This is a genomic window from Roseibium litorale, from assembly GCF_014842915.1.
Lineage (GTDB): Bacteria > Pseudomonadota > Alphaproteobacteria > Rhizobiales > Stappiaceae > Roseibium > Roseibium litorale.
The window spans coordinates 91,808-109,175 of record NZ_JACYXI010000001.1 but is presented as its reverse complement, the minus strand read 5'-3'; the positions used below and the strand labels follow the sequence as shown (position 1 = coordinate 109,175).

General features: G+C 60.2%; 20 protein-coding genes. 11 read left to right on the top strand and 9 right to left on the bottom strand.

Annotated elements, in window-relative coordinates:
- Positions 1-3: 3 nt before the first annotated feature.
- From IG616_RS00550 to IG616_RS00540, 3 genes are all read left to right on the top strand, one after another.
- Positions 4-384: a thioredoxin domain-containing protein gene (locus IG616_RS00550; RefSeq protein WP_192145401.1), complete on the top strand. Its 381-nt coding sequence runs from the start codon at positions 4-6 to the stop codon at positions 382-384.
- A 132-nt stretch (positions 385-516) separates the two neighbouring features.
- Positions 517-858 carry an ArsR/SmtB family transcription factor gene (locus IG616_RS00545; RefSeq protein WP_192145399.1) on the top strand — a complete coding sequence of 114 codons (342 nt, stop codon included), beginning with the start codon at positions 517-519 and terminating at the stop codon, positions 856-858.
- A 142-nt stretch (positions 859-1,000) separates the two neighbouring features.
- Entirely contained in the window at positions 1,001-2,092 is a 1,092-nt protein-coding gene (locus IG616_RS00540) for a YeeE/YedE family protein (RefSeq protein ID WP_192145397.1), read from the top strand.
- Positions 2,093-2,096: 4 nt separating this feature from the next.
- Here the strand turns inward: IG616_RS00540 and IG616_RS00535 are convergent, their stop codons facing one another.
- Positions 2,097-3,074, bottom strand: a complete 978-nt coding sequence (locus tag IG616_RS00535) for an MBL fold metallo-hydrolase (RefSeq protein WP_246476060.1) — start codon at positions 3,072-3,074, stop codon at positions 2,097-2,099.
- A gap of 121 nt (positions 3,075-3,195) precedes the next feature.
- On the opposite strand from IG616_RS00535, the gene IG616_RS00530 reads away from it, so the two are divergent.
- A complete protein-coding gene (locus tag IG616_RS00530; protein ID WP_192145395.1) occupies positions 3,196-4,242 on the top strand; it encodes a YeeE/YedE family protein in 1,047 nt (348 codons plus the stop codon).
- A 19-nt stretch (positions 4,243-4,261) separates the two neighbouring features.
- On the opposite strand, the gene IG616_RS00525 is transcribed toward IG616_RS00530, so the two are convergent.
- Positions 4,262-4,723, bottom strand: coding sequence for an Lrp/AsnC family transcriptional regulator (locus IG616_RS00525; RefSeq protein ID WP_192145393.1), 462 nt, complete (start codon positions 4,721-4,723; stop codon positions 4,262-4,264).
- Between the two features lie 107 nt (positions 4,724-4,830).
- On the opposite strand from IG616_RS00525, the gene IG616_RS00520 reads away from it, so the two are divergent.
- Positions 4,831-6,315, top strand: a complete 1,485-nt coding sequence (locus IG616_RS00520) for an aminotransferase class V-fold PLP-dependent enzyme (RefSeq protein WP_192145391.1) — start codon at positions 4,831-4,833, stop codon at positions 6,313-6,315.
- Positions 6,315-7,112 carry a class II glutamine amidotransferase gene (locus tag IG616_RS00515; protein ID WP_192145389.1) on the top strand — a complete coding sequence of 266 codons (798 nt, stop codon included), beginning with the start codon at positions 6,315-6,317 and terminating at the stop codon, positions 7,110-7,112. The genes IG616_RS00520 and IG616_RS00515 overlap by 1 nt, the downstream gene beginning before the upstream one ends.
- A 370-nt stretch (positions 7,113-7,482) precedes the next feature.
- Here IG616_RS00515 and IG616_RS00510 read toward each other — a convergent pair whose 3' ends face one another.
- The 3 genes from IG616_RS00510 to IG616_RS00500 form a co-directional block, all read right to left on the bottom strand.
- Positions 7,483-8,766 carry an O-acetylhomoserine aminocarboxypropyltransferase gene (locus IG616_RS00510; protein WP_192145387.1) on the bottom strand — a complete coding sequence of 428 codons (1,284 nt, stop codon included), beginning with the start codon at positions 8,764-8,766 and terminating at the stop codon, positions 7,483-7,485.
- A 197-nt stretch (positions 8,767-8,963) separates the two neighbouring features.
- Positions 8,964-9,188, bottom strand: coding sequence for a hypothetical protein (locus IG616_RS00505; RefSeq protein WP_192145385.1), 225 nt, complete (start codon positions 9,186-9,188; stop codon positions 8,964-8,966).
- Positions 9,189-9,206: 18 nt separating this feature from the next.
- Positions 9,207-9,737, bottom strand: a complete 531-nt coding sequence (locus tag IG616_RS00500) for a CoA-binding protein (protein ID WP_192146611.1) — start codon at positions 9,735-9,737, stop codon at positions 9,207-9,209.
- Between IG616_RS00500 and IG616_RS00495 the strand changes: the two genes are divergently transcribed.
- Entirely contained in the window at positions 9,736-10,848 is a 1,113-nt protein-coding gene (locus IG616_RS00495; RefSeq protein ID WP_343072326.1) for a DUF1194 domain-containing protein, read from the top strand. The genes IG616_RS00500 and IG616_RS00495 overlap by 2 nt on opposite strands.
- Positions 10,849-10,950: 102 nt before the next feature.
- On the opposite strand, the gene IG616_RS00490 is transcribed toward IG616_RS00495, so the two are convergent.
- The 3 genes from IG616_RS00490 to IG616_RS00480 form a co-directional block, all read right to left on the bottom strand.
- A complete protein-coding gene (locus IG616_RS00490; RefSeq protein ID WP_192145382.1) occupies positions 10,951-11,772 on the bottom strand; it encodes an enoyl-CoA hydratase in 822 nt (273 codons plus the stop codon).
- A 188-nt stretch (positions 11,773-11,960) separates the two neighbouring features.
- Positions 11,961-12,302 carry a 4a-hydroxytetrahydrobiopterin dehydratase gene (locus IG616_RS00485; protein WP_192145380.1) on the bottom strand — a complete coding sequence of 114 codons (342 nt, stop codon included), beginning with the start codon at positions 12,300-12,302 and terminating at the stop codon, positions 11,961-11,963.
- Between the two features lies 1 nt (position 12,303).
- Positions 12,304-13,098 (bottom strand): phenylalanine 4-monooxygenase, encoded by a 795-nt coding sequence (locus IG616_RS00480; protein ID WP_192145378.1) that lies wholly within the window; start codon positions 13,096-13,098, stop codon positions 12,304-12,306.
- Between the two features lie 126 nt (positions 13,099-13,224).
- On the opposite strand from IG616_RS00480, the gene IG616_RS00475 reads away from it, so the two are divergent.
- Positions 13,225-13,686, top strand: a complete 462-nt coding sequence (locus tag IG616_RS00475) for an Lrp/AsnC family transcriptional regulator (RefSeq protein ID WP_073011194.1) — start codon at positions 13,225-13,227, stop codon at positions 13,684-13,686.
- Positions 13,687-13,802: 116 nt separating this feature from the next.
- Positions 13,803-14,231, top strand: a complete 429-nt coding sequence (locus tag IG616_RS00470) for a PaaI family thioesterase (protein WP_192145376.1) — start codon at positions 13,803-13,805, stop codon at positions 14,229-14,231.
- Between the two features lie 370 nt (positions 14,232-14,601).
- Here the strand turns inward: IG616_RS00470 and IG616_RS00465 are convergent, their stop codons facing one another.
- Complete coding sequence (locus IG616_RS00465) at positions 14,602-15,717, bottom strand: GGDEF domain-containing protein (protein WP_192145375.1); 1,116 nt, start codon at positions 15,715-15,717, stop codon at positions 14,602-14,604.
- 515 nt (positions 15,718-16,232) lie between these two features.
- Here IG616_RS00465 and rplM point away from each other — a divergent pair.
- Positions 16,233-16,700 carry a 50S ribosomal protein L13 gene (gene rplM, locus IG616_RS00460; RefSeq protein WP_073011188.1) on the top strand — a complete coding sequence of 156 codons (468 nt, stop codon included), beginning with the start codon at positions 16,233-16,235 and terminating at the stop codon, positions 16,698-16,700.
- Positions 16,701-16,702: 2 nt separating this feature from the next.
- Positions 16,703-17,179, top strand: a complete 477-nt coding sequence (rpsI, locus tag IG616_RS00455) for a 30S ribosomal protein S9 (RefSeq protein ID WP_192145374.1) — start codon at positions 16,703-16,705, stop codon at positions 17,177-17,179.
- Positions 17,180-17,368 lie beyond the last annotated feature (189 nt).

Below are 17,368 nucleotides of genomic sequence, written 5' to 3'. Positions count from 1 at the left end.
GACGTGCGCGCGGTCTTTCTACGGCTTGCCCTCGCGGCGGCTCTGCTTGTTCCTGCAGGACTTGCGCAGGCTGCGGAGCTTTTGATGCTGGAGCAGCCTGGTTGCGTCTGGTGCAAGCGCTGGAACGAGGAAATCGGTGTTGCCTACCCCAAGACGGAGGAGGGGCAGCGGGCGCCTTTGCGCCGTGTCGACATTTCGGAGCATTGGCCGGACGATCTTGCCGTCATCCGCATGGAACGGCTGACACCGACCTTCATTCTGGTGGAAAACGGTGCCGAGGTGGCCCGCCTCCGGGGCTATCCCGGCGCGGATTTCTTCTGGCCGATGCTTGACGAGATGCTGGCGAAGCTGCCTCAAGACACCAGCCAGACCGGAGCCATGTGAAAGCATGCAAGCGCTTCCGGCCTCTGTGGCGAACCGGCTCATGGTGTGGCCGGAACATTTGGTATACTGGGGAGGCTCGCTTGATCTTTTCGTTTTCCGTCCGATGACGTGCGCAACTGGTATGATGTGACGATGACCCTTCCAATCCTCAAGGCAGGCGCTGCTCCAGCTGATCTGGACGCGTTGATGGAGCAGGCCCGGAAAGCCAGCGATCTGTTGAAGGCCCTGTCTCACGAAGTGCGGCTGCTGATCCTTTGTCTGCTGGCCGAGGGGGAGAAATCCGTCTCGGAGCTGGAAGAAATCCTGACCATGCCTCAGGCCGCAGTGTCCCAGCAGCTGGCGCGGCTGCGGTCCGACGGGCTGGTTGCAACCCGCCGGGAAGGGCGGATGATCTATTATTCGATGGTGGATGGTGAGGTCTCGAACATCGTTTCCTCGCTCTACGAACTGTTTTGCAAAGGCGTCCGGCCCTGAGCCGGGGAAGGCTTTGAGACTGCCCGGCCTGCCTCGTAAGGTCTGCCGGGAAGTCTTGAATGGCCCTGGATGAGGGCTACAGGTCTGCTGCCGGGGAGGGTGGCGACCGCACAGCATGGTGATGAACCATGGGGAGGAGACCATGGGAGAAATCGACCCACATTGGGCTTTGCCGCTACTTGGGGGCATTGCGGGCATCGTGCTGGGGTTTACCGCAAGGGTGAACCGCTTCTGCACCCTGTCGTCACTTGAGCGCTACTGGTATATGGGCGATGCGACGGGCCTGCGCACCTGGGTGCTTGCGGCAGCAACGGCCATCGCAGCGACCCAGATCCTCGCCGCCCTCGGGCTGGCGGATATCGGCAGCAGCTTTTATCTCTCTCCCAATCTGCCCTGGACCGGTGCCATTCTTGGCGGTCTTATGTTCGGCATCGGCATGGCCCTGGTGGGCACATGCGGTTTTGGGGCCGTCGTCCGGTTGGGAGGTGGCAGTCTCAGGGCATTGATCGTTCTGATCGTGCTGGGTCTTTCCGCGTTGGCTGCGCAGCGCGGATTGATCGCTCAGCTCCGGGTCCTGATCGTGGATGACCTGGCTCTCAACCTCAGCGCCTTTGGCAACCAGTCGCTGGGCAGTCTTCTGTCTGTAGCAACCGGGTTCGACCTGACCCGCATTGTACCCCTCATTGTTGTTACGGCTTTGCTCATCTGGATTTTCCGGTCAGCGGCCTATCGCGCGAACGGATTGCAGATCCTCACAGGCGTGATCATCGGTCTAGTGGTTTCCTTTGGCTGGTGGGCGACAACCTTCATGGCGCGGGAAGCCTTCTTCCCGGTGCAGATCGAGGCTGGCTCTTTCGTGGTCCCCGTTGCCGACAGCCTTCTGCAGCTTGTGACCTATACGGGGAAGGTGCCCGATTACGGCGTCGGTCTCGTTGCCGGGACCTTGATCGGGGCCTTTCTGGGCGCGCGCTGGAAGAAGGACATGCGTTGGGAGGCCTGCGACGACGCGCGGGAGCTGTCCCGTCACCTGCTGGGTGCTGTGCTGATGGGCGTCGGCGGTGTCTTCGCCATGGGTTGTACCATCGGGCAAGGGGTCAGCGGGGCGTCCACTCTTGCTGTCTCCGTCCCGCTCGTCATGGGCTCCATGGCATTTGGTGCGCGGATCGGTCTTGCCTGGCTTCTCGAAGGTTCGCCGCTTTCCGCCTTCCGCCGGAACGCGGCTGAGGTGTCCTGAGCTCTCAGGCCGGAACGAACCGGTAAGCGGTTCCCTTGCGCTCTGCCATGCCGAGGCCTGGATGGGGAAGGTGGTAGCCCAGAATGCGGGTACGCTCCGAGGCGATCCGGTCCAGCAATGCCATGCGGGTTTTCGCGCCCAGAACCGGGTCCTGATCCGTGCCCGAATGCCAGTCCGGACGCTCGAAGGAAATCACGGAGTTTGAGATCGCATCGCCGGTCACCAGCAGGCTCTCGCTGCCGGCATGAAGCATGTAGGACATATGCCCCGGCGTATGACCCAGGGTTGAGACGGCCTCGACGCCCGGCAGAACCTCCATCCCAGCGGTGACCATTTCCACCTGATCCGCGATCGCGTCGAGACGGGTCTGCGCCCCTGCGACAAAACTTTTGCGCTCTTCCGGGGTGTTCGCCAGCGTGTCTTCCGCGCGCCAATAGTCCCATTCGCCCTGCGGAACCCAGTGACGGGCAGACGTGAAGAGCGGATCGCCAAAATCATCCAGCACGCCCCACAGATGGTCCGGATGGCCATGGGTGAAGACCACGTCCGTGATGTCTGCCGGCGTCAGACCGGCCGCTTCCAGACCTTCCAAGAGTTTCCCCGCGGTCGGCTGGAAGTTCGCGCCGGAGCCCGCATCGAACAGCACGGTCCGGTCGGGCAGACGCAGCAGCGTGACATTGCAGTCCGGCCTCAGGGCATCCGTTGCAAGTCCATGGGGCTGGAAAAGATCCGAAATTTCCTCTGGAGACTGACCCGGCAAGACAAAACCGATTGGCAGAGTGAGGGTGCCATCGGAGATCGATTCTATGCTGCCGGATCCGAAGGTCAGAGGCGCAGCGCGTGCAGCGCGCATGGCCCAGAGCGTGGAGGCCATGGCAGCGCTGCCTGCCAGGAAGCTGCGGCGGTCCATGCGGGCCCACGCCTGCGTTGGGGCTGCAGAGCAGAACGGTCTGCCCGGATTGTATCGCTGGTATTTGGACATGGTTTCCTCCACATATGCAATTTTTTGAATTTATCTACGGTTCCTTGAGAAACGTCAATGCGGCTGCCGCTGCGTGAGCGGCTTGATGGCAGTTGAAAGACGGTCTGGAGGCGCTGGGCACATGGATCTCACATTTTTACTTGAGCGGTTTCCAGAGGCGGCGATCCTGGCGGGTGGTGGGCTTTGCGTCGGCATGATCTTTGGCGCCTTTGCCCAGCAGAGCCGCTTCTGCCTGCGCGCAGCCGCGCTGGATTTCGCTCACGGTGTCTTCGGGGCACGGTTGGCGGTTTGGCTCCTTGCCTTTTCGGCGGCTGTTCTTACAACCCAGATCCTTGTGGCGCTGGGCGAAATTCAGGCCAGCGAGGCCCGGCTGCTGGCCTCTCCGCAGAGCCTGTCCGGAGCGCTGACCGGCGGCTTGATGTTCGGAACGGGGATGGTGATGGCGCGGGGCTGCGCCTCGCGGCTGCTGGTGCTGTCGGCAACGGGGAACCTCCGCGCCTTGCTGTCAGGTCTGGTCTTCGCAGTCATGGCACAAGCGAGCCTTCGCGGCATCTTGATGCCGGTGCGTAGCTGGATTGCGGGCTGGTGGACCACCGCCGATACAGGCGGCAATGACCTGATCGCGCTCTTTGCCATTCCTTCCTGGCTGTCCTTCGGTTTTCTGACGGCCTGGCTTGCCGCAGGGCTGGTCATTGCAGTCCGCAGCCGGGCGGAACCCTGGCGCATGATCTCCGCCGCCATTGCCGGGCTTGCCGTGCCGCTTGCCTGGTGGTTCACAAGTTCCATGGCGTCTCAGGCTTTTGATCCGGTTCAGGTGGAGGCGGTCACCTTCACCGGGCCTTCCGCCGATGCCTTGATGCTCTTCCTGTCGCCTCCGGGCTCTCAGGTGGACTTTGCCATCGGTCTGGTGCCCGGCGTGTTTCTCGGGTCGTTTCTGGCAGCACTCGTCAGCCGGGAGCTGGTCCTGCAAGGCTTTGAAAGCGGGCGGTCCATGGCGCGCTATCTGTCCGGCGCAGCGTTGATGGGGTTCGGCGGCATGCTCGCGGGCGGCTGCGCGGTCGGGGCGGGGGTCTCCGGCGCGTCGATCTTCGCGCTCACCGCCTGGATCACCCTCTGCGGTATCTGGTTCTCGGCGGTGGTGATGGACAGGCTGATCGGGGATCAGTGAGGGTCCGGGGGAGGAGGATTTACAGCGGCAGGTCCCGGCTGTCGGCGATGGCTTCCATGGTCATGTAGGAGGTCACGGTCTCCAGATCGACCTTGTCGATCATCTTCTGGTAGATCCGGTCGAAGGCATTCATGTCCTCGGCAATCACCTTCAGCATGTAATCGTAGTCGCCGGCGATCCGGTAGAAGTCGATCACATTGGGAATGCCGGAGACCTCCTTGCGGAACTGCTCCAGCCACTCGCGCGAATGATGCCGGGTGCGGATCATCACGAAAACGGTGAGGTTGAGCCCCAGATCGGAGGGATCGAGCCGGATCGTGTGGCCCTTGATCAGGCCGCTCTCGCTCAAGGCCTTCATCCGTCGCCAGCAGGCGTTTTGCGACAGTCCGACCTCTTCTGCGATGTCGCGCTGGGAGAGGCGGGAATCACGTTGAAGCGCGCGCAGGATCTTTCGATCAATCTTGTCGATTTTCTCGTTCATGACGGGTCATATGACACAAAATTAACGCAATGGCGATCAAATCAGGTGAGGAAATCACCCAGCAGCCTATCATAGGCTCTGCCCCGGGTTATTCGACGGGGAATTCCATGGCACTCCAGAGCGGTACGACACTTCTTTCTGACTTTCGCGCGGCACTCAACACGCCAGATCTCTTGCGCCGCCTGCAGGACGGTTTGATTGGCGACAGCCTGCCCGTGGAGGGGCCGTTTGGCGCAAAGCCCTTGATCTATGCCGACTATGTCGCCTCCGGCCGGGCCTTGCGCCAGATCGAGGAGTTCATGCTCACCGGGGTACTGCCATACTATTCCAACAGCCACACGGAAGCCTCCTTCTGCGGCGGCTACATGACCCGTCTGCGCGAGGCTGCGCGTGCTGAAATCGCCCGGCTCTGCGGCGCAGATGAGCGCTATGCCACCATCTTCTGCGGCTCCGGCGCGACAGCAGGCCTGAACCGGCTTGTGCATCTCCTGGGTGTTTCCTCTGCAGTGAAAGCCGCTGAAAAGCCGCTGGTCGTCATCGGCCCCTATGAGCATCACTCCAACATCCTGCCCTGGCGTGAAAGCGGAGCCGAGGTCATCGAGATTTCGGAGGCTCTGGATGGCGGCCCGGATCTCGCGGAGCTTGAGACCGTTCTGACCGCAGCCCGTGACGGCGAAGGCGGACAAGACCGGCTTGTGGTCGGTGCGTTTTCGATGATGTCCAACGTCACGGGGATTGTCACGGATGCTGACGAGGTGACCCGCGTCCTGAAGCGCCATGGCGCGCTTGCCGTCTGGGATTGCGCGGGCAGCGGTCCTTATCTCCCCATCGATATGAAGGCCGGAACGGATGCTGAAAAGGACGCTGTAGCAGTGTCTCCGCACAAGTTCATCGGCGGGCCGGGAGCCTCTGGCGTGCTGATTGTCAGGAAGGACGCCGTGCGCCGCCAACTGCCGGTGCAGCCCGGCGGCGGCACGGTCCGTTTCGTGTCGCCCTGGGGGCACGACTATTCAGCAAAGCTTGAAGCGCGTGAGGAAGCGGGCACACCCAATGTCATTGGCGATATCCGCGCCGCCCTGTGCTTTCTGGTGAAGGATGCCCTTGGGTCTGCGTTTCTGGACCGCCGTCATGAGGAGCTGCGCCAGAAGGCTCTGGCCGCCTGGCGGGGCAATCCGCTGATCGAGATCCTGGGCAATCCGGCTGCCTGCCACCGGCTGCCGGTTTTCTCCTTCCGGCTGCGCAATGCGGAAACCGGCGGATATCTGCATCAGCAGCTTGTCACCCGCATGCTTTCCGATCTCTATGGCATCCAGGCGCGGGGCGGATGTGCCTGCGCCGGTCCTTATGCGCACCGGCTGCTCGGCTACGATCAGGCCCGCTCCGAAGAGATGCGCCAGGCCATCTTGTCCGGTCAGGAGCTTGAGAAGCCCGGCTGGACCCGTCTCAATTTCTCGGTTCTTATGAGTGAGGACAAGGTGAAGACCATCCTTGATGCAGTCGACGAACTCTCCCGGCGCGCGCCGGAATTTGCGGGTGCCTATGCCTGTGACAGCAGCACGGCACGGTTCCGCTACCGGGGGGAGGCTGCCTGATGTGCCGCTGGACAGCCTGGAGCGGGGCTCCGAAATATCTGGAAGAGCTGGTCTGTGATCCCGAGCATTCGCTTATCCATCAAAGCCGAAACGCCTTTTCCTGCAAGACACAGGTCAATGCGGATGGTTTCGGCATGGCCTGGTACGACAACCGCAAGGAGCCTTGCATCTATAAGGATGTGCGCCCTGCCTGGGCCGATGCCAATTTGCTGCAGCTTGCCCATCATGTGCGGTCACCGCTGTTTCTTGCCCATATCCGCGCCTCGACGGGCACGGCGACCAATCACGACAACTGCCACCCCTTCACCCATGGCCGCTGGTGCTTCATGCACAATGGCCAGGTCGGCGGTTACGAGCATATCCGCAAGAAGCTGGACGGGATGATCCCGGATCATCTCTACCGTTACCGCACCGGTGCGACGGACAGCGAGGCGCTGTTCCTGATCGCGGTTGGCTATGGTCTCGATCATGACCCGGTCGGGGCGATGGTGCGCGCTGTAGAGGACGTGGAGCAAATGGCGCGGGAGCAGGGCGGCTTGCCCTATATGCGCTTTGCGGCAGCCTGGTCGGACGGGAAGCATCTTTTCGCAGCCCGTTATGCCTCGGACAATCTCGCCCCAAGCCTGTTCTTCCGCAGCTTCCAGGATGGCACGACCGTCGTGTCGGAACCTTTCGATACGGCCCGGGATGCCTGGATGGAAGTGCCGACCTCAAGCATTCTCATGGTTGCCGACGGTTTCGTCCAGCAGCAGCCCTTCCGTCTATCCATGGCCCGGCCGCTTGAAATCCCGTCCTGAAGCGGCAAAAGACCCGCCGGAGCGGGGCTGAGATTGGTGACACACTTCCCAATTCGTCATCACTTCGTTCTCAAGAGCGTTGGATGGGGACCTCGGCTTTTCGTCAGGTCGTCATCCTCGGGCTTGACCCGAGGACCCATGCCGTTCCGCCTCCTGAAAGCACGGAATTTGTATGAGGCGAGGTCATGGCATCGATGCCATGGTCAAGCCATGGCAGGACGGAGAAGGGAGGGGGCTTCGCAGGTGGAAGGGCTGATTTGGCCAGTTTTCCCGCCCAGAACGTCGCTCCGTCCTGGAGGGGGGAGTGGGGCTTGTCATCACTTTCAGGCCCGCCGGAGCGGGCCTCTGATATTATTTGTGTCAGTCCTAATCAGACCTGAGCGAGGGCCTGATCCAGATCGGCGATGATGTCTTCCGCATCCTCGATGCCGATGGAGAGCCGCACCACGTCCGGGCCAGCACCTGCTGCAGTCTTCTGTGCGTCGGAGAGCTGGCGGTGGGTGGTGGAGGCCGGATGGATGATCAGGCTGCGGGTGTCGCCGATATTGGCCAGATGCGAGAACAGCTGGACATTGGAGACGAGACCGACGCCCGCGTCATAGCCGCCCTTCAGGCCGAAGGTGAACACGGCGCCGCCGCCCTTCGGGCAGTATTTCTGCTGCATGGCGTGATGCTTGTCGTCCGGGAGCGCCGCATAGGAAACCCAGGACACCTTGGGATGGCTGCTGAGATGCTGGGCGACCTTCAGGGCGTTGTCGCAATGCTTTTGCATGCGCAGCGGCAGGGTTTCGATGCCGTTGAGGATCATGAAGGCGTTGAACGGTGAAATGGCCGGGCCAAGATCGCGCAGGCCCAGAACCCGGCAGGCAATGGCGAAGGCGAAATTGCCGAAGGTCTCGTGCAGCACCATGCCCTGATATTCCGGGCGCGGCTGGCTGAGTAGCGGATAGCGGTCATCGGCTGACCAGTCGAAGCTGCCGCCGTCGACGATGATGCCGCCCATGGAGTTGCCGTGGCCGCCCATGAACTTGGTCAGCGAGTGCAGGACGATGTCCGCGCCATGCTCGATTGGCCGGCACAGATAGGGCGAAGCCATGGTGTTGTCGACGATCAGCGGAATGCGCTTGGCCTTGGCGATGGCCGAAATGCCGGCAATGTCCATCACCACGCCGCCCGGATTTGCCACGCTCTCGATGAAGATCGCCTTTGTGCTCTCGTCGATGGCTGATTCAAAAGCCGAAAGATCGTCTGCTTCGGCCCATTTCACATCCCAGCCAAAGCTCTTGAACGAATGGTTCAACTGGTTGATGGAACCGCCATAGAGCTTCTTGGCGGCGACGATGTTGTCGCCGGGCTGCATCAGCGCATGGAACGCCAGCAGCTGTGCCGAGTGGCCGGAAGCTGTCGCAAGGGCTGCCGTGCCGCCTTCCAGCGCCGCAACACGCTCTTCCAGAACGGCGGTCGTCGGGTTGGTAATACGGGTGTAGATGTTGCCGAACGCCTGCAAGCCGAACAGTGAAGCAGCATGATCTACATCATCAAAGACAAAGGACGTCGTCTGATAGATCGGCGTGGCACGCGCGCCGGTTGCCGGGTCCGGCTGGGCTCCTGCGTGGATTGCCAGTGTAGAAAAGCCAGGGGCGCCTTCACTCATCGTCATTTCCTCCAAACTGAACTGGCGGCATACTGTCTGAAGCGGATGCATGCGTAAAGGGGGATGCAAGCGCCTATACGCGTATAAATTGCCACAGCTATTCTACCGGTCTGGCATGTTGTGGAATTTAATTTCTGCAGAGCAGCCCAGGCTTTGCCGGTTTTTAAGAACCGGCTCCGGAAACGGCCCCTCTTTAGCTAAAGCCCCGTCCGGTCTTTCGTCTTGTGGACGTCCTTCAGGTCTTCGGGATGATCAATCGCCTCCCGGCGTTCCCAGCCGCCATAGCCCATCCGGTCATTCCTGGACACGGGCGGGTCATCCTTGACATAGCCGGTGGGATGTCTCCGGCCAGGTTTCATGCGCACAAGCGCAAGCAGAAAGAGGCAGAAGAGGAAAAGGGCCACAGCCCATCCGATAGACATAAGATGCTTCCTTTGATCTCAGCCCTTCAGCCCGCGGTGCTGGAAGCCGCTCTTGAGCACCGGGCGTTTTGAGGAAAGCGTGCGGGAGTTGACCCCGGCCCAGCCGATTTCGCCGGAAAGGCGCCCGTATTCGATCTTCGGGCAACGGTCCATCACCACCTTGATGCCAGCGGCTTCCGCCCGCTTGGCGGCATCGTCATGGCGCACGGTTAGCTGCATCCAGATCACCTTGGGCAATCCGCCGCGCTGGTCCTTCGAGGCGATGATGTCGTCGACGATTTGTGCGGCAGCGTCCGAGTTGCGGAAGATATCGACCATGTCCGGAACACCCGGCAGCTCGTCCAGGGACGCATAGACCGTCTGGCCCAGGATCTCCTTGCCGGCCTGACCCGGATTGACCGGCCAGACGTCATATCCCTTTGACAGCATATACTTCAGCACGAAATAGGAGGGACGGACCGTATTGGCGCTGGCGCCCACCATGGCAACGGTCATCACCTCGTCCAGAATGGACTTGATGTAGGTGTCGGAATAGCTGTCGTGGTTCATGATGTCTTTCGTCGTGCTCAAGATGGGCCTTCAGGTGGGGCCGTGCGGCGAGGGGCAAAGAAAACCCCATGCTGCCAGCCTCGGCAAGCTGTTCTTTCGTCCGTCCGCAGGGATTGTGGTCTTCGTTCACGCAGGCGTGAGCGGCCCGGCAAAGAAGCCTCTGGAGCCTTGGCGCCATTGCGTTACTCTGAAGCGCATGTGGAACACCGGATGTCTTCAGCGGGTCGCTGGCGCTCTGGCTGTCACGGTGGCTGTTACCGTTGCCCTCGCGCTGACCCTTGGTCTTCTTCCAGCTGCCCCTGCCCGGGCGCAGCAGGCTGATGGTCTGCGTGTGGATGTGGCCCTTGCTCTGGCCGTGGATGTGTCCAGGTCCATGTCGCCTGAGGAGCTGGAGATCCAGCGGCAAGGCTATGCGGCAGCCATTGCTAGCCCCCAGGTGATCCAGGCCATTCAATATGGTGCCTATGGGCGTATTGCCATTACGTTTTTTGAATGGGCAGGCACGGCTCATATCCGTGAGATCGTCGGCTGGACGGTGATCGGCAGCGCTGCGGATGCGGAGGCCGTTGCCGCGAAGCTTCTGGAGAACCGGGGCGCCAGCGCCAGCCGGACCTCCATTTCCGGCGCGATTTTGCACGGAACGGAGCTGCTGAAATCGGCACCTTACGCTGCGGACCGTCTGGTGATCGACATTTCCGGCGATGGCCCCAACAATGAGGGGATCATGGTGACGCTGGCGCGGGACGCGGCGGTGGAAAGCGGTGTCGCGATCAACGGTCTGCCCCTGATGACCACCGGAGGCTTCTACTCCGGCTTCAGCATTGACGATCTGGACGCCTATTACCGCAACTGCGTCATCGGCGGTCCCGCCAGTTTCGTCATTCCGGTCAATGACTGGAAGCAATTTCCGGAAGCTGTCCGGCGCAAACTGGTGCTGGAGATCGGCGGGCTGACGCCTGATCAGCAACCGTCAGCGCCGCTGAATGCGCCCCTGACGGCTCCGGTGATCAAAGCCCAGTTCTCCCCACGCGCCAACAGCGCCGCCTATGATTGCCTGATTGGCGAAAAAATCTGGGAACAGCGGCGGCAGAGATTCTATCTGGATCCGTAGCCCGTTGGCCTTCACCAGAACCATGTGCACCGGTCAACAGGTGGCGGATTTATGTGTGCTGCGGTTGCCGCGAGGGGAAAGGGATTCTGAGGGCATGCGCCCTCAACTGTCCGTCCACTCGGGCTTGCGCTTCTGAAGGAAGGCGTTGATGCCTTCTTCGGCGTCTCTTGCCATCATGTTGTCGACCATGGTCTGGGCCGCGAAATCATAGGCTTCCGACAGCGGCATTTCGAGCTGGCGGTAGAAGGCTTCCTTGCCGATCTTGACCGTGTGCGCCGACTTGGAGGCGATGACCTCGGCATATTTCTGCACCACCTGGTCGAGGTAGTCACGAGGCACGATGCGGTTGATCAAGCCGAAATCCTTGGCCGTCGAGGCATCGATGCTTTCACCGGTCAAAAGCATTTCCATGGCCTGCTTGGGGGAGGCATTGCGCGTCAGGGCGACCATGGGGGTGGAGCAGAAGAGGCCAATATTGACGCCCGGCGTGCAGAAGGTCGCTGTGTCGACCGCCATGGCCAGGTCGCAGGAGGCGACAAGCTGGCAGCCGGCTGCGGTCGCAACACCGGTGACGACGGCAATCACCGGCTTGGGCAGACGCACGATCTGCTGCATCAGGCCGGAGCACTGGCGCATGATCGCCTCATAGGTCGCCCGTCCGCCATCAGCCTCGGCCCGGGCCGCGGTCAGTTCCTTAAGGTCATGACCGGCGCAGAACACCTTGCCCTCTGCTCCCAGAAGGACAACGCGGATCTCCGGATCGTTGGCTGCCTTGGTGAGTTCTGCGGAGAGTGCGCTCATCATCTCGCGGGACAGGGCGTTCATACGCTCCGGGCGCTGCATGACAATTCGGTAGACGCCATTGTGCAGCAGGGTTCCCAGCATCGGCTTTTCACCCGTTTCAACAGCGGCGGCATCGGACATGGCTGAAGTTCCTCTTGTCGGTTTTGGGGCCGGTCTTTGCCGGCACTTTACCCAAGAGGGCAGGGCGTGGCGACTGGGACGATAGGAGAAAGCCGGGGAGAAGGCTGTGGGCGTGTAACCGGTCTGGATCGGAGCGTGCCGAGCCGTCCCGGCACGAGGCCGGGACGGCGTGAAGCAAAGCCCTCGTTTCAGGCAACCAGCTTGTCGAGCTTGGCTGCGCAGATGAAGTCGTTCTTCGTCAGCCCGTCCAGCTCGTGAGACGTGAAGGTGATACGGCAATAGCCCCAGCCGAAAGCGACATCCGGATGATGGCCATCCCGGTCGGCATTGTAAGCGGCCAGGTTGGCCAGATAGACCGCCTTGGCAAAGCCCTTCACCTTGAAGGTACGCTGGATGGATTTGGCTTCGTCATCCATGGTCCAGTCCGGATGCAGCCCAGCCATCAGGGCGCGGGCCTCGTCCGCGGGCAAGGTGCCTCCGATGCCCTGGCAGGGTTCACAGGCGGCTTGGGCGAGATCTGTTGCGCTCATGTCAGGCACTCTTCTCAACAGGGTAAAGCGGAGCGAACAGTCCGAGAGACTGGGCCTTGCGGATGTCGGCGGCCAGATCCCGTTCAGCGGCCTTGAACAGGTCGTCGACATTCTCCAGCACGTAGTAAAGCGGCTGATGGATATCGATCCGGTAGGGCGTCCGCAGGATGTCGATCACATCGAACGGGCGGCGGATGACGTTAGGGCCGCTGACGCTGTGGGGAAGCTCTGTTGGCGAGGAAGCCAGGCCCGAGCCGAGAGACTTGTAGACACCGTCCACTTTTGTCAGGCCGAACTCGATGGTGAACCAGTAGAGACGGATCAGCCAGGAATAGTCCTTGGGCTCCAGCTTCTGCCCAGCCTTGCCGATCGCCTCGGAAAAGGCGGCAAAGCGCGGGTCGGTCAGCATCGGTGTGTGGCCGAAGATCTCGTGAAAGATGTCCGGCTCCTTGATGTAGTCAAAGTCCTCGCGGCTGCGGATAAAAGACGCCGCCGGAAAGGTGCGGCTTGCCAGCATGGAATAGAAGCGGCCAAAGCCGATCAGGGCAGGAACCGGCTCCACCTTCCAGCCTGTATGCCGGCCGAGAACTTCGGACACCTCGGCGCATTGGGGCACACGGTCGGCGGGCAGGGCCAGCTTGTCGAAACCTGCCAGATAATCCGGCGCGGCCATCTTGCGGACATTCGGCTCCTGGCGGGCATAGAGGTCCCGCCACACACCGTTCTCCTCGTCGGTATAGGCGATCCGTCCGTCCGGGCCGGGAATCTTTGCGGTATATGCGCTTGTTTTTGCCATGGTGAGCTCCTCCTCACTGGCAAGGATAGGCCTGATCCTGCGGTTTTATCGTTCTCATTTTGCTTGTTTTGCGTCAATCTGGAAAAGAAAATACGATGCAGGCTGTAATCTGGGAGGATTTTGCTGATGGATCTGGACAGTCAGGACAAGAAACTGCTCGCGCTCCTGCAAAAGGATGGCCGGGCCAGCGCGAAGGATCTCGCCGAGCAGGCGGGCATGTCCGTCTCGCCGTGCTGGCGCAGGATCAAGCGGCTGGAGGAAGCCGGGGTGATCGAGAAATACGCCGCGATCCTCAATCCGCGCGAGCTGGGCTTTCACGCCATGGCCTATGTGCATGTGTCGCTGATGAACCATGGTCCGGAGACGATCGCGGCTTTCGACCATATGGTGCAGACCGAGGACAGGGTGATCGAGTGCTCCTCGATTACCGGAGATGCGGATTATGTGATGAAGGTCGTGGTCCGCGATCCGGAGGACCTGGAGGCCTTCATGATGAAAAAGCTGCTGGGCCCGGGACTGGTGAGGGCTTCCAGAACCAATTTTGTACTCCGGACCGCGAAGTCAGGCCCGTCAATGCCACTGGGGTGATCCCTGTTTCACAGAGCTTTACCGCCTTGCGTTCCGGATGCGTTGACGTTTAGGTGAGTTGAAGAGGTAAAGGCCCAGGCATATCGGAGGCTTGAGCCGGATGGGGAGGGGAATGCATGCTGACGCCGGTGATGACCACGCAGGATCTGTCGCAGTTTCTGGACGAGGTCTTTCCTCAAATCCATACGGGCGGCAGGGCCTATTTCGTGGAAAGTGTCGCTCCGGGGGAGGTGGTTGTCCGCCTGAAGGCGACGGATATGCATCTGCGGCCCGGTGGAACTGTGTCCGGCCCCTCCATGATGGCCTTGGCGGACTTGGCTGCCTATGTGGTGATCCTCGCCCATATCGGACCGGTCGCTCTGGCGGTGACCACAAGTCTCAATATCAATTTCTTGCGCAAGCCGGAGCCGGGAGACCTTCTGTGCACCTGCCGTCTTCTAAAACTCGGCAAGCGCCTCGCCGTCGTGGAATGCGGCATCGCTGGCGAGGGGGAAGAAGACTATGTGGCCCACGCAACGGCCACCTATTCCGTGCCGCCGCGGTGAGGTTAACGGCGGGAGCATGCCGGTGGGCTGTCTCGTGTCCGCCTTCCAAAAGGAGCCACCTTATCCGCCTGAAGCTAACGGACCCGCTTATGAGCGCCGTTTAGCTAGGGTGTGGACCCATAAATTTGCAGGTAATGGCGCGTCAACTGGCACCGAAAGGCAAGGCGAGTGGCGAAAAGCGGGCTTTATGCCCGGTTGAGACGCTCAACGCTGCCTTTCACAGCCAGTTGCGCGTCCTGTAAGGATTTGGCGAATTCGTCCGGCTACAGCGTTGCAAGACTTTGAAAGCCATATGGCTTCCTGCAGTCTTGCGCCTTGTATCCAAACAAATTCGCTCAAACCATTGCCTCCAAATTTATGAGTCCACACCCTAGGCAGAGCGCGGGCTTGTGGCCGCGGGTGTGTGAGCGTCTTGAGTGCGCGGCACGTCTTTCATGTGGTTTGAGTATTCAACGGTGCGTCCCCGCCCTGCATGTTTGGCAGCGTAAACGGCAAGGTCGGCCTTGTGCAGGGCGCTTTTCTGGCTGTCGGCGTCTGTTGAAACATAGGCGCCGATACTGAGCCCGACGCTATAGGGGTGTCCCGCAATCTCGATCGGGGTTTTGATCGCCCGTTCGATCCTCTGGTAGATCTCCCGCAGGCCTGCCATGCTGATGCGTGGGCAGACGATCAGGAATTCATCGCCGCCATAGCGTGCGACCTTGTCGTGGTCTTTCCGGACGCAGTCCTTGAGGACCGAGGCAATGTGCCTGAGCACCTGATCGCCGTTATGGTGCCCGAAGGTGTCGTTGACGCTTTTGAAATAGTCAACATCCACAAACAGCAAGCCGTAGTTCGCGCGGGAAGGGGTAGGCGGGAAGGCCTGGGACAGGATTTCGACGATTGTCCCGCGGTTGTAAACGCCGGTTGTCTGGTCATATTTCGCCAGTTCCAGCAGTTTGCGGTCTGTGCGCATCATCTGCCATGTGCGCAGGGCCAGGGCGACCGCTGGAATAAGCACCAGCAGAATGGTCCCGAGGTGAACCAGTTCAGACACATTGTAAAAGGCCAGTTCCATCAGTTCTTGAACGTGGCTGACGTTCATGGTCGCATGCATGACGCCGATTGTCTGGCCAGTTTCCGATGTGATTGGCACAAAAGCTGTGGCGGCGGCATGGGGTGCTGCCACTCCTCCTGCGGTTGCGGAATCTGGCTGCTGCTGAGCTGCAAGCGAATGATCGGCATGGTGATGCGCGATGTGAATCACGGGTACCCCTGACTTCAGGACCTCCGCCACCGTCTGTTTCTCCGCGTCCTGAGTGTTCTGTCCGGCAAGGCCAGTCATTGAGCGGTAGCTGACGCCGCCCGCAGCATTGAAAATCTGAAACCCCAGAAGAGCGGTCTGTACCGGAACTTTGAGCGTTCCGCTGGAGGCAATCGGCTGGCTGTCTCCAGCCGCGATCATTTCTGCAGCGTCCGGAACGTTGTTCAGAAACTCGCGGATCAAGATGCCAATTTGATCCGAAACATAAAATTTAACCCCGTATTCAACTTCGGATTGAATCTTTTTTTCTATCGTATTGATGTATATTGCAATGGAAATTATGATCAGAAAAATGAATCCGATCGCTGATGCCGCGTTCCTTTTTACAATATTCATCCGGACAGTCTCAATTCTATTATCAGTTGCGAGAATCATGGCTTTATTTTTGTTCAGATTTTATGAACGTCTTGAACTTGCTTTTATATGGAATAAAGGTTTCTGCGGCGTCTTGTGGTGTTCAAAAAGTGAGTCCGGGAGCCGCAAGCGGCCGTCAGCAAGTGCAGAGTATACGGTATTATGATACCGTTTTTTTAAGTTATTGTTTTTTATGACATATTTTTTGCAATTGTGAGAATTGTGTTCTTGACCCGTCTTTTATGCTGGCTTATAAGCTGCCTCGACGAATTAAAGTCCGTCTCTGGAGCCCTTGGGGTTTTGCGGCGGGCTTTTTGTTTAAAACCAACTCATGGATCAAACTCATGAAGACCTTCTCTGCCAAGCCGGCTGAGGTCGAGAAAAAGTGGATCTTGATCGACGCTGAAGGCATGGTCGTGGGCCGTCTGGCTGCCTACATCGCCAACCATCTGCGCGGCAAGCATCTGCCGACCTACACCCCCCACGTTGACTGCGGCGACAACATCATCGTTGTGAACGCCGACAAGGTGGTACTGACCGGCCGCAAGTACGAAAACAAGAAGTACTACTGGCACACCGGCCATCCGGGCGGGATCAAGGAACGCACCGCACGTGCGATCCTCGAAGGCCGTTTCCCGGAGCGCGTGCTCCAGAAGGCCGTGCAGCGCATGATGCCGGGCGGTCCGCTGTCCAACGCACAGCTCAAGAACCTGCGTGTCTACGCCGGTGCCGAGCATCCGCATGAAGCTCAGTCGCCGGTTCTGGTTGACGTCAAGAGCCTCAACGACAAGAACGACGGCAAGAGGGCATAACGATGGCTGAGCTGCAATCCCTGGAAGAGCTGGGCGGCGCTATCGAATCCGCTGCTCCGGAAGCTCCGGTTCATGTCCAGAAGCTGGACGCTCATGGCCGCGCATACGCAACCGGCAAGCGTAAGGACGCTGTTGCCCGCGTGTGGATCAAGCCGGGCACCGGCAAGATCACGATCAACAAGAAGGACTTCACTGCGTATTTCGCACGTCCGGTTCTTCAGATGATCCTGCGTCAGCCGATCGTCCTGACCGACCGCGATGGCCAGTATGACATTGTCGCTACCGTTGCTGGTGGTGGCCTGTCCGGTCAGGCCGGTGCTGTTCGTCACGGCATCTCAAAGGCTCTGACCTACTTCGAGCCGGAACTGCGTGGCCTGCTCAAGAAGGAAGGCTTCATCACCCGCGACAGCCGTGTGGTTGAGCGTAAGAAGTTCGGCCGTGCAAAGGCACGCCGGTCCTTCCAGTTCTCCAAGCGCTGATTTCTCAGCCGCTTGCGGACTTCAAGAAACCCGCTGGAGCAATCCAGCGGGTTTTTTTGTCAGCCTGTCACGGAAATGAGCCTTTCAGTGCCTAGTTAAGGCTATCTGAAAGTATTTGGTGCTTAACAGCGACATACTATGGCAGTAGCCCCAAACAGCTTCGGGGCCGCTTCATCAGTTTCTGGGCCT

Excerpts from the sequence above, each read along its gene's own strand:
- IG616_RS00530 (WP_192145395.1), top strand. The coding sequence starts at position 3,196 with ATGGATCTCACATTTTTACTTGAGCGGTTTCCAGAGGCGGCGATCCTG.
- IG616_RS00525 (WP_192145393.1), bottom strand. The coding sequence starts at position 4,723 with ATGAACGAGAAAATCGACAAGATTGATCGAAAGATCCTGCGCGCGCTT.
- IG616_RS00510 (WP_192145387.1), bottom strand. The coding sequence starts at position 8,766 with ATGAGTGAAGGCGCCCCTGGCTTTTCTACACTGGCAATCCACGCAGGA.
- IG616_RS00515 (WP_192145389.1), top strand. The coding sequence starts at position 6,315 with ATGTGCCGCTGGACAGCCTGGAGCGGGGCTCCGAAATATCTGGAAGAG.
- IG616_RS00485 (WP_192145380.1), bottom strand. The coding sequence starts at position 12,302 with ATGAGCGCAACAGATCTCGCCCAAGCCGCCTGTGAACCCTGCCAGGGC.
- IG616_RS00490 (WP_192145382.1), bottom strand. The coding sequence starts at position 11,772 with ATGTCCGATGCCGCCGCTGTTGAAACGGGTGAAAAGCCGATGCTGGGA.
- IG616_RS00545 (WP_192145399.1), top strand. The coding sequence starts at position 517 with ATGACCCTTCCAATCCTCAAGGCAGGCGCTGCTCCAGCTGATCTGGAC.
- IG616_RS00470 (WP_192145376.1), top strand. The coding sequence starts at position 13,803 with ATGCTGACGCCGGTGATGACCACGCAGGATCTGTCGCAGTTTCTGGAC.
- IG616_RS00505 (WP_192145385.1), bottom strand. The coding sequence starts at position 9,188 with ATGTCTATCGGATGGGCTGTGGCCCTTTTCCTCTTCTGCCTCTTTCTG.
- IG616_RS00480 (WP_192145378.1), bottom strand. The coding sequence starts at position 13,098 with ATGGCAAAAACAAGCGCATATACCGCAAAGATTCCCGGCCCGGACGGA.
- IG616_RS00540 (WP_192145397.1), top strand. The coding sequence starts at position 1,001 with ATGGGAGAAATCGACCCACATTGGGCTTTGCCGCTACTTGGGGGCATT.
- rplM (WP_073011188.1), top strand. The coding sequence starts at position 16,233 with ATGAAGACCTTCTCTGCCAAGCCGGCTGAGGTCGAGAAAAAGTGGATC.
- IG616_RS00535 (WP_246476060.1), bottom strand. The coding sequence starts at position 3,074 with ATGTCCAAATACCAGCGATACAATCCGGGCAGACCGTTCTGCTCTGCA.
- IG616_RS00475 (WP_073011194.1), top strand. The coding sequence starts at position 13,225 with ATGGATCTGGACAGTCAGGACAAGAAACTGCTCGCGCTCCTGCAAAAG.
- rpsI (WP_192145374.1), top strand. The coding sequence starts at position 16,703 with ATGGCTGAGCTGCAATCCCTGGAAGAGCTGGGCGGCGCTATCGAATCC.
- IG616_RS00500 (WP_192146611.1), bottom strand. The coding sequence starts at position 9,737 with ATGAACCACGACAGCTATTCCGACACCTACATCAAGTCCATTCTGGAC.
- IG616_RS00520 (WP_192145391.1), top strand. The coding sequence starts at position 4,831 with ATGGCACTCCAGAGCGGTACGACACTTCTTTCTGACTTTCGCGCGGCA.
- IG616_RS00495 (WP_343072326.1), top strand. The coding sequence starts at position 9,736 with ATGATGTCTTTCGTCGTGCTCAAGATGGGCCTTCAGGTGGGGCCGTGC.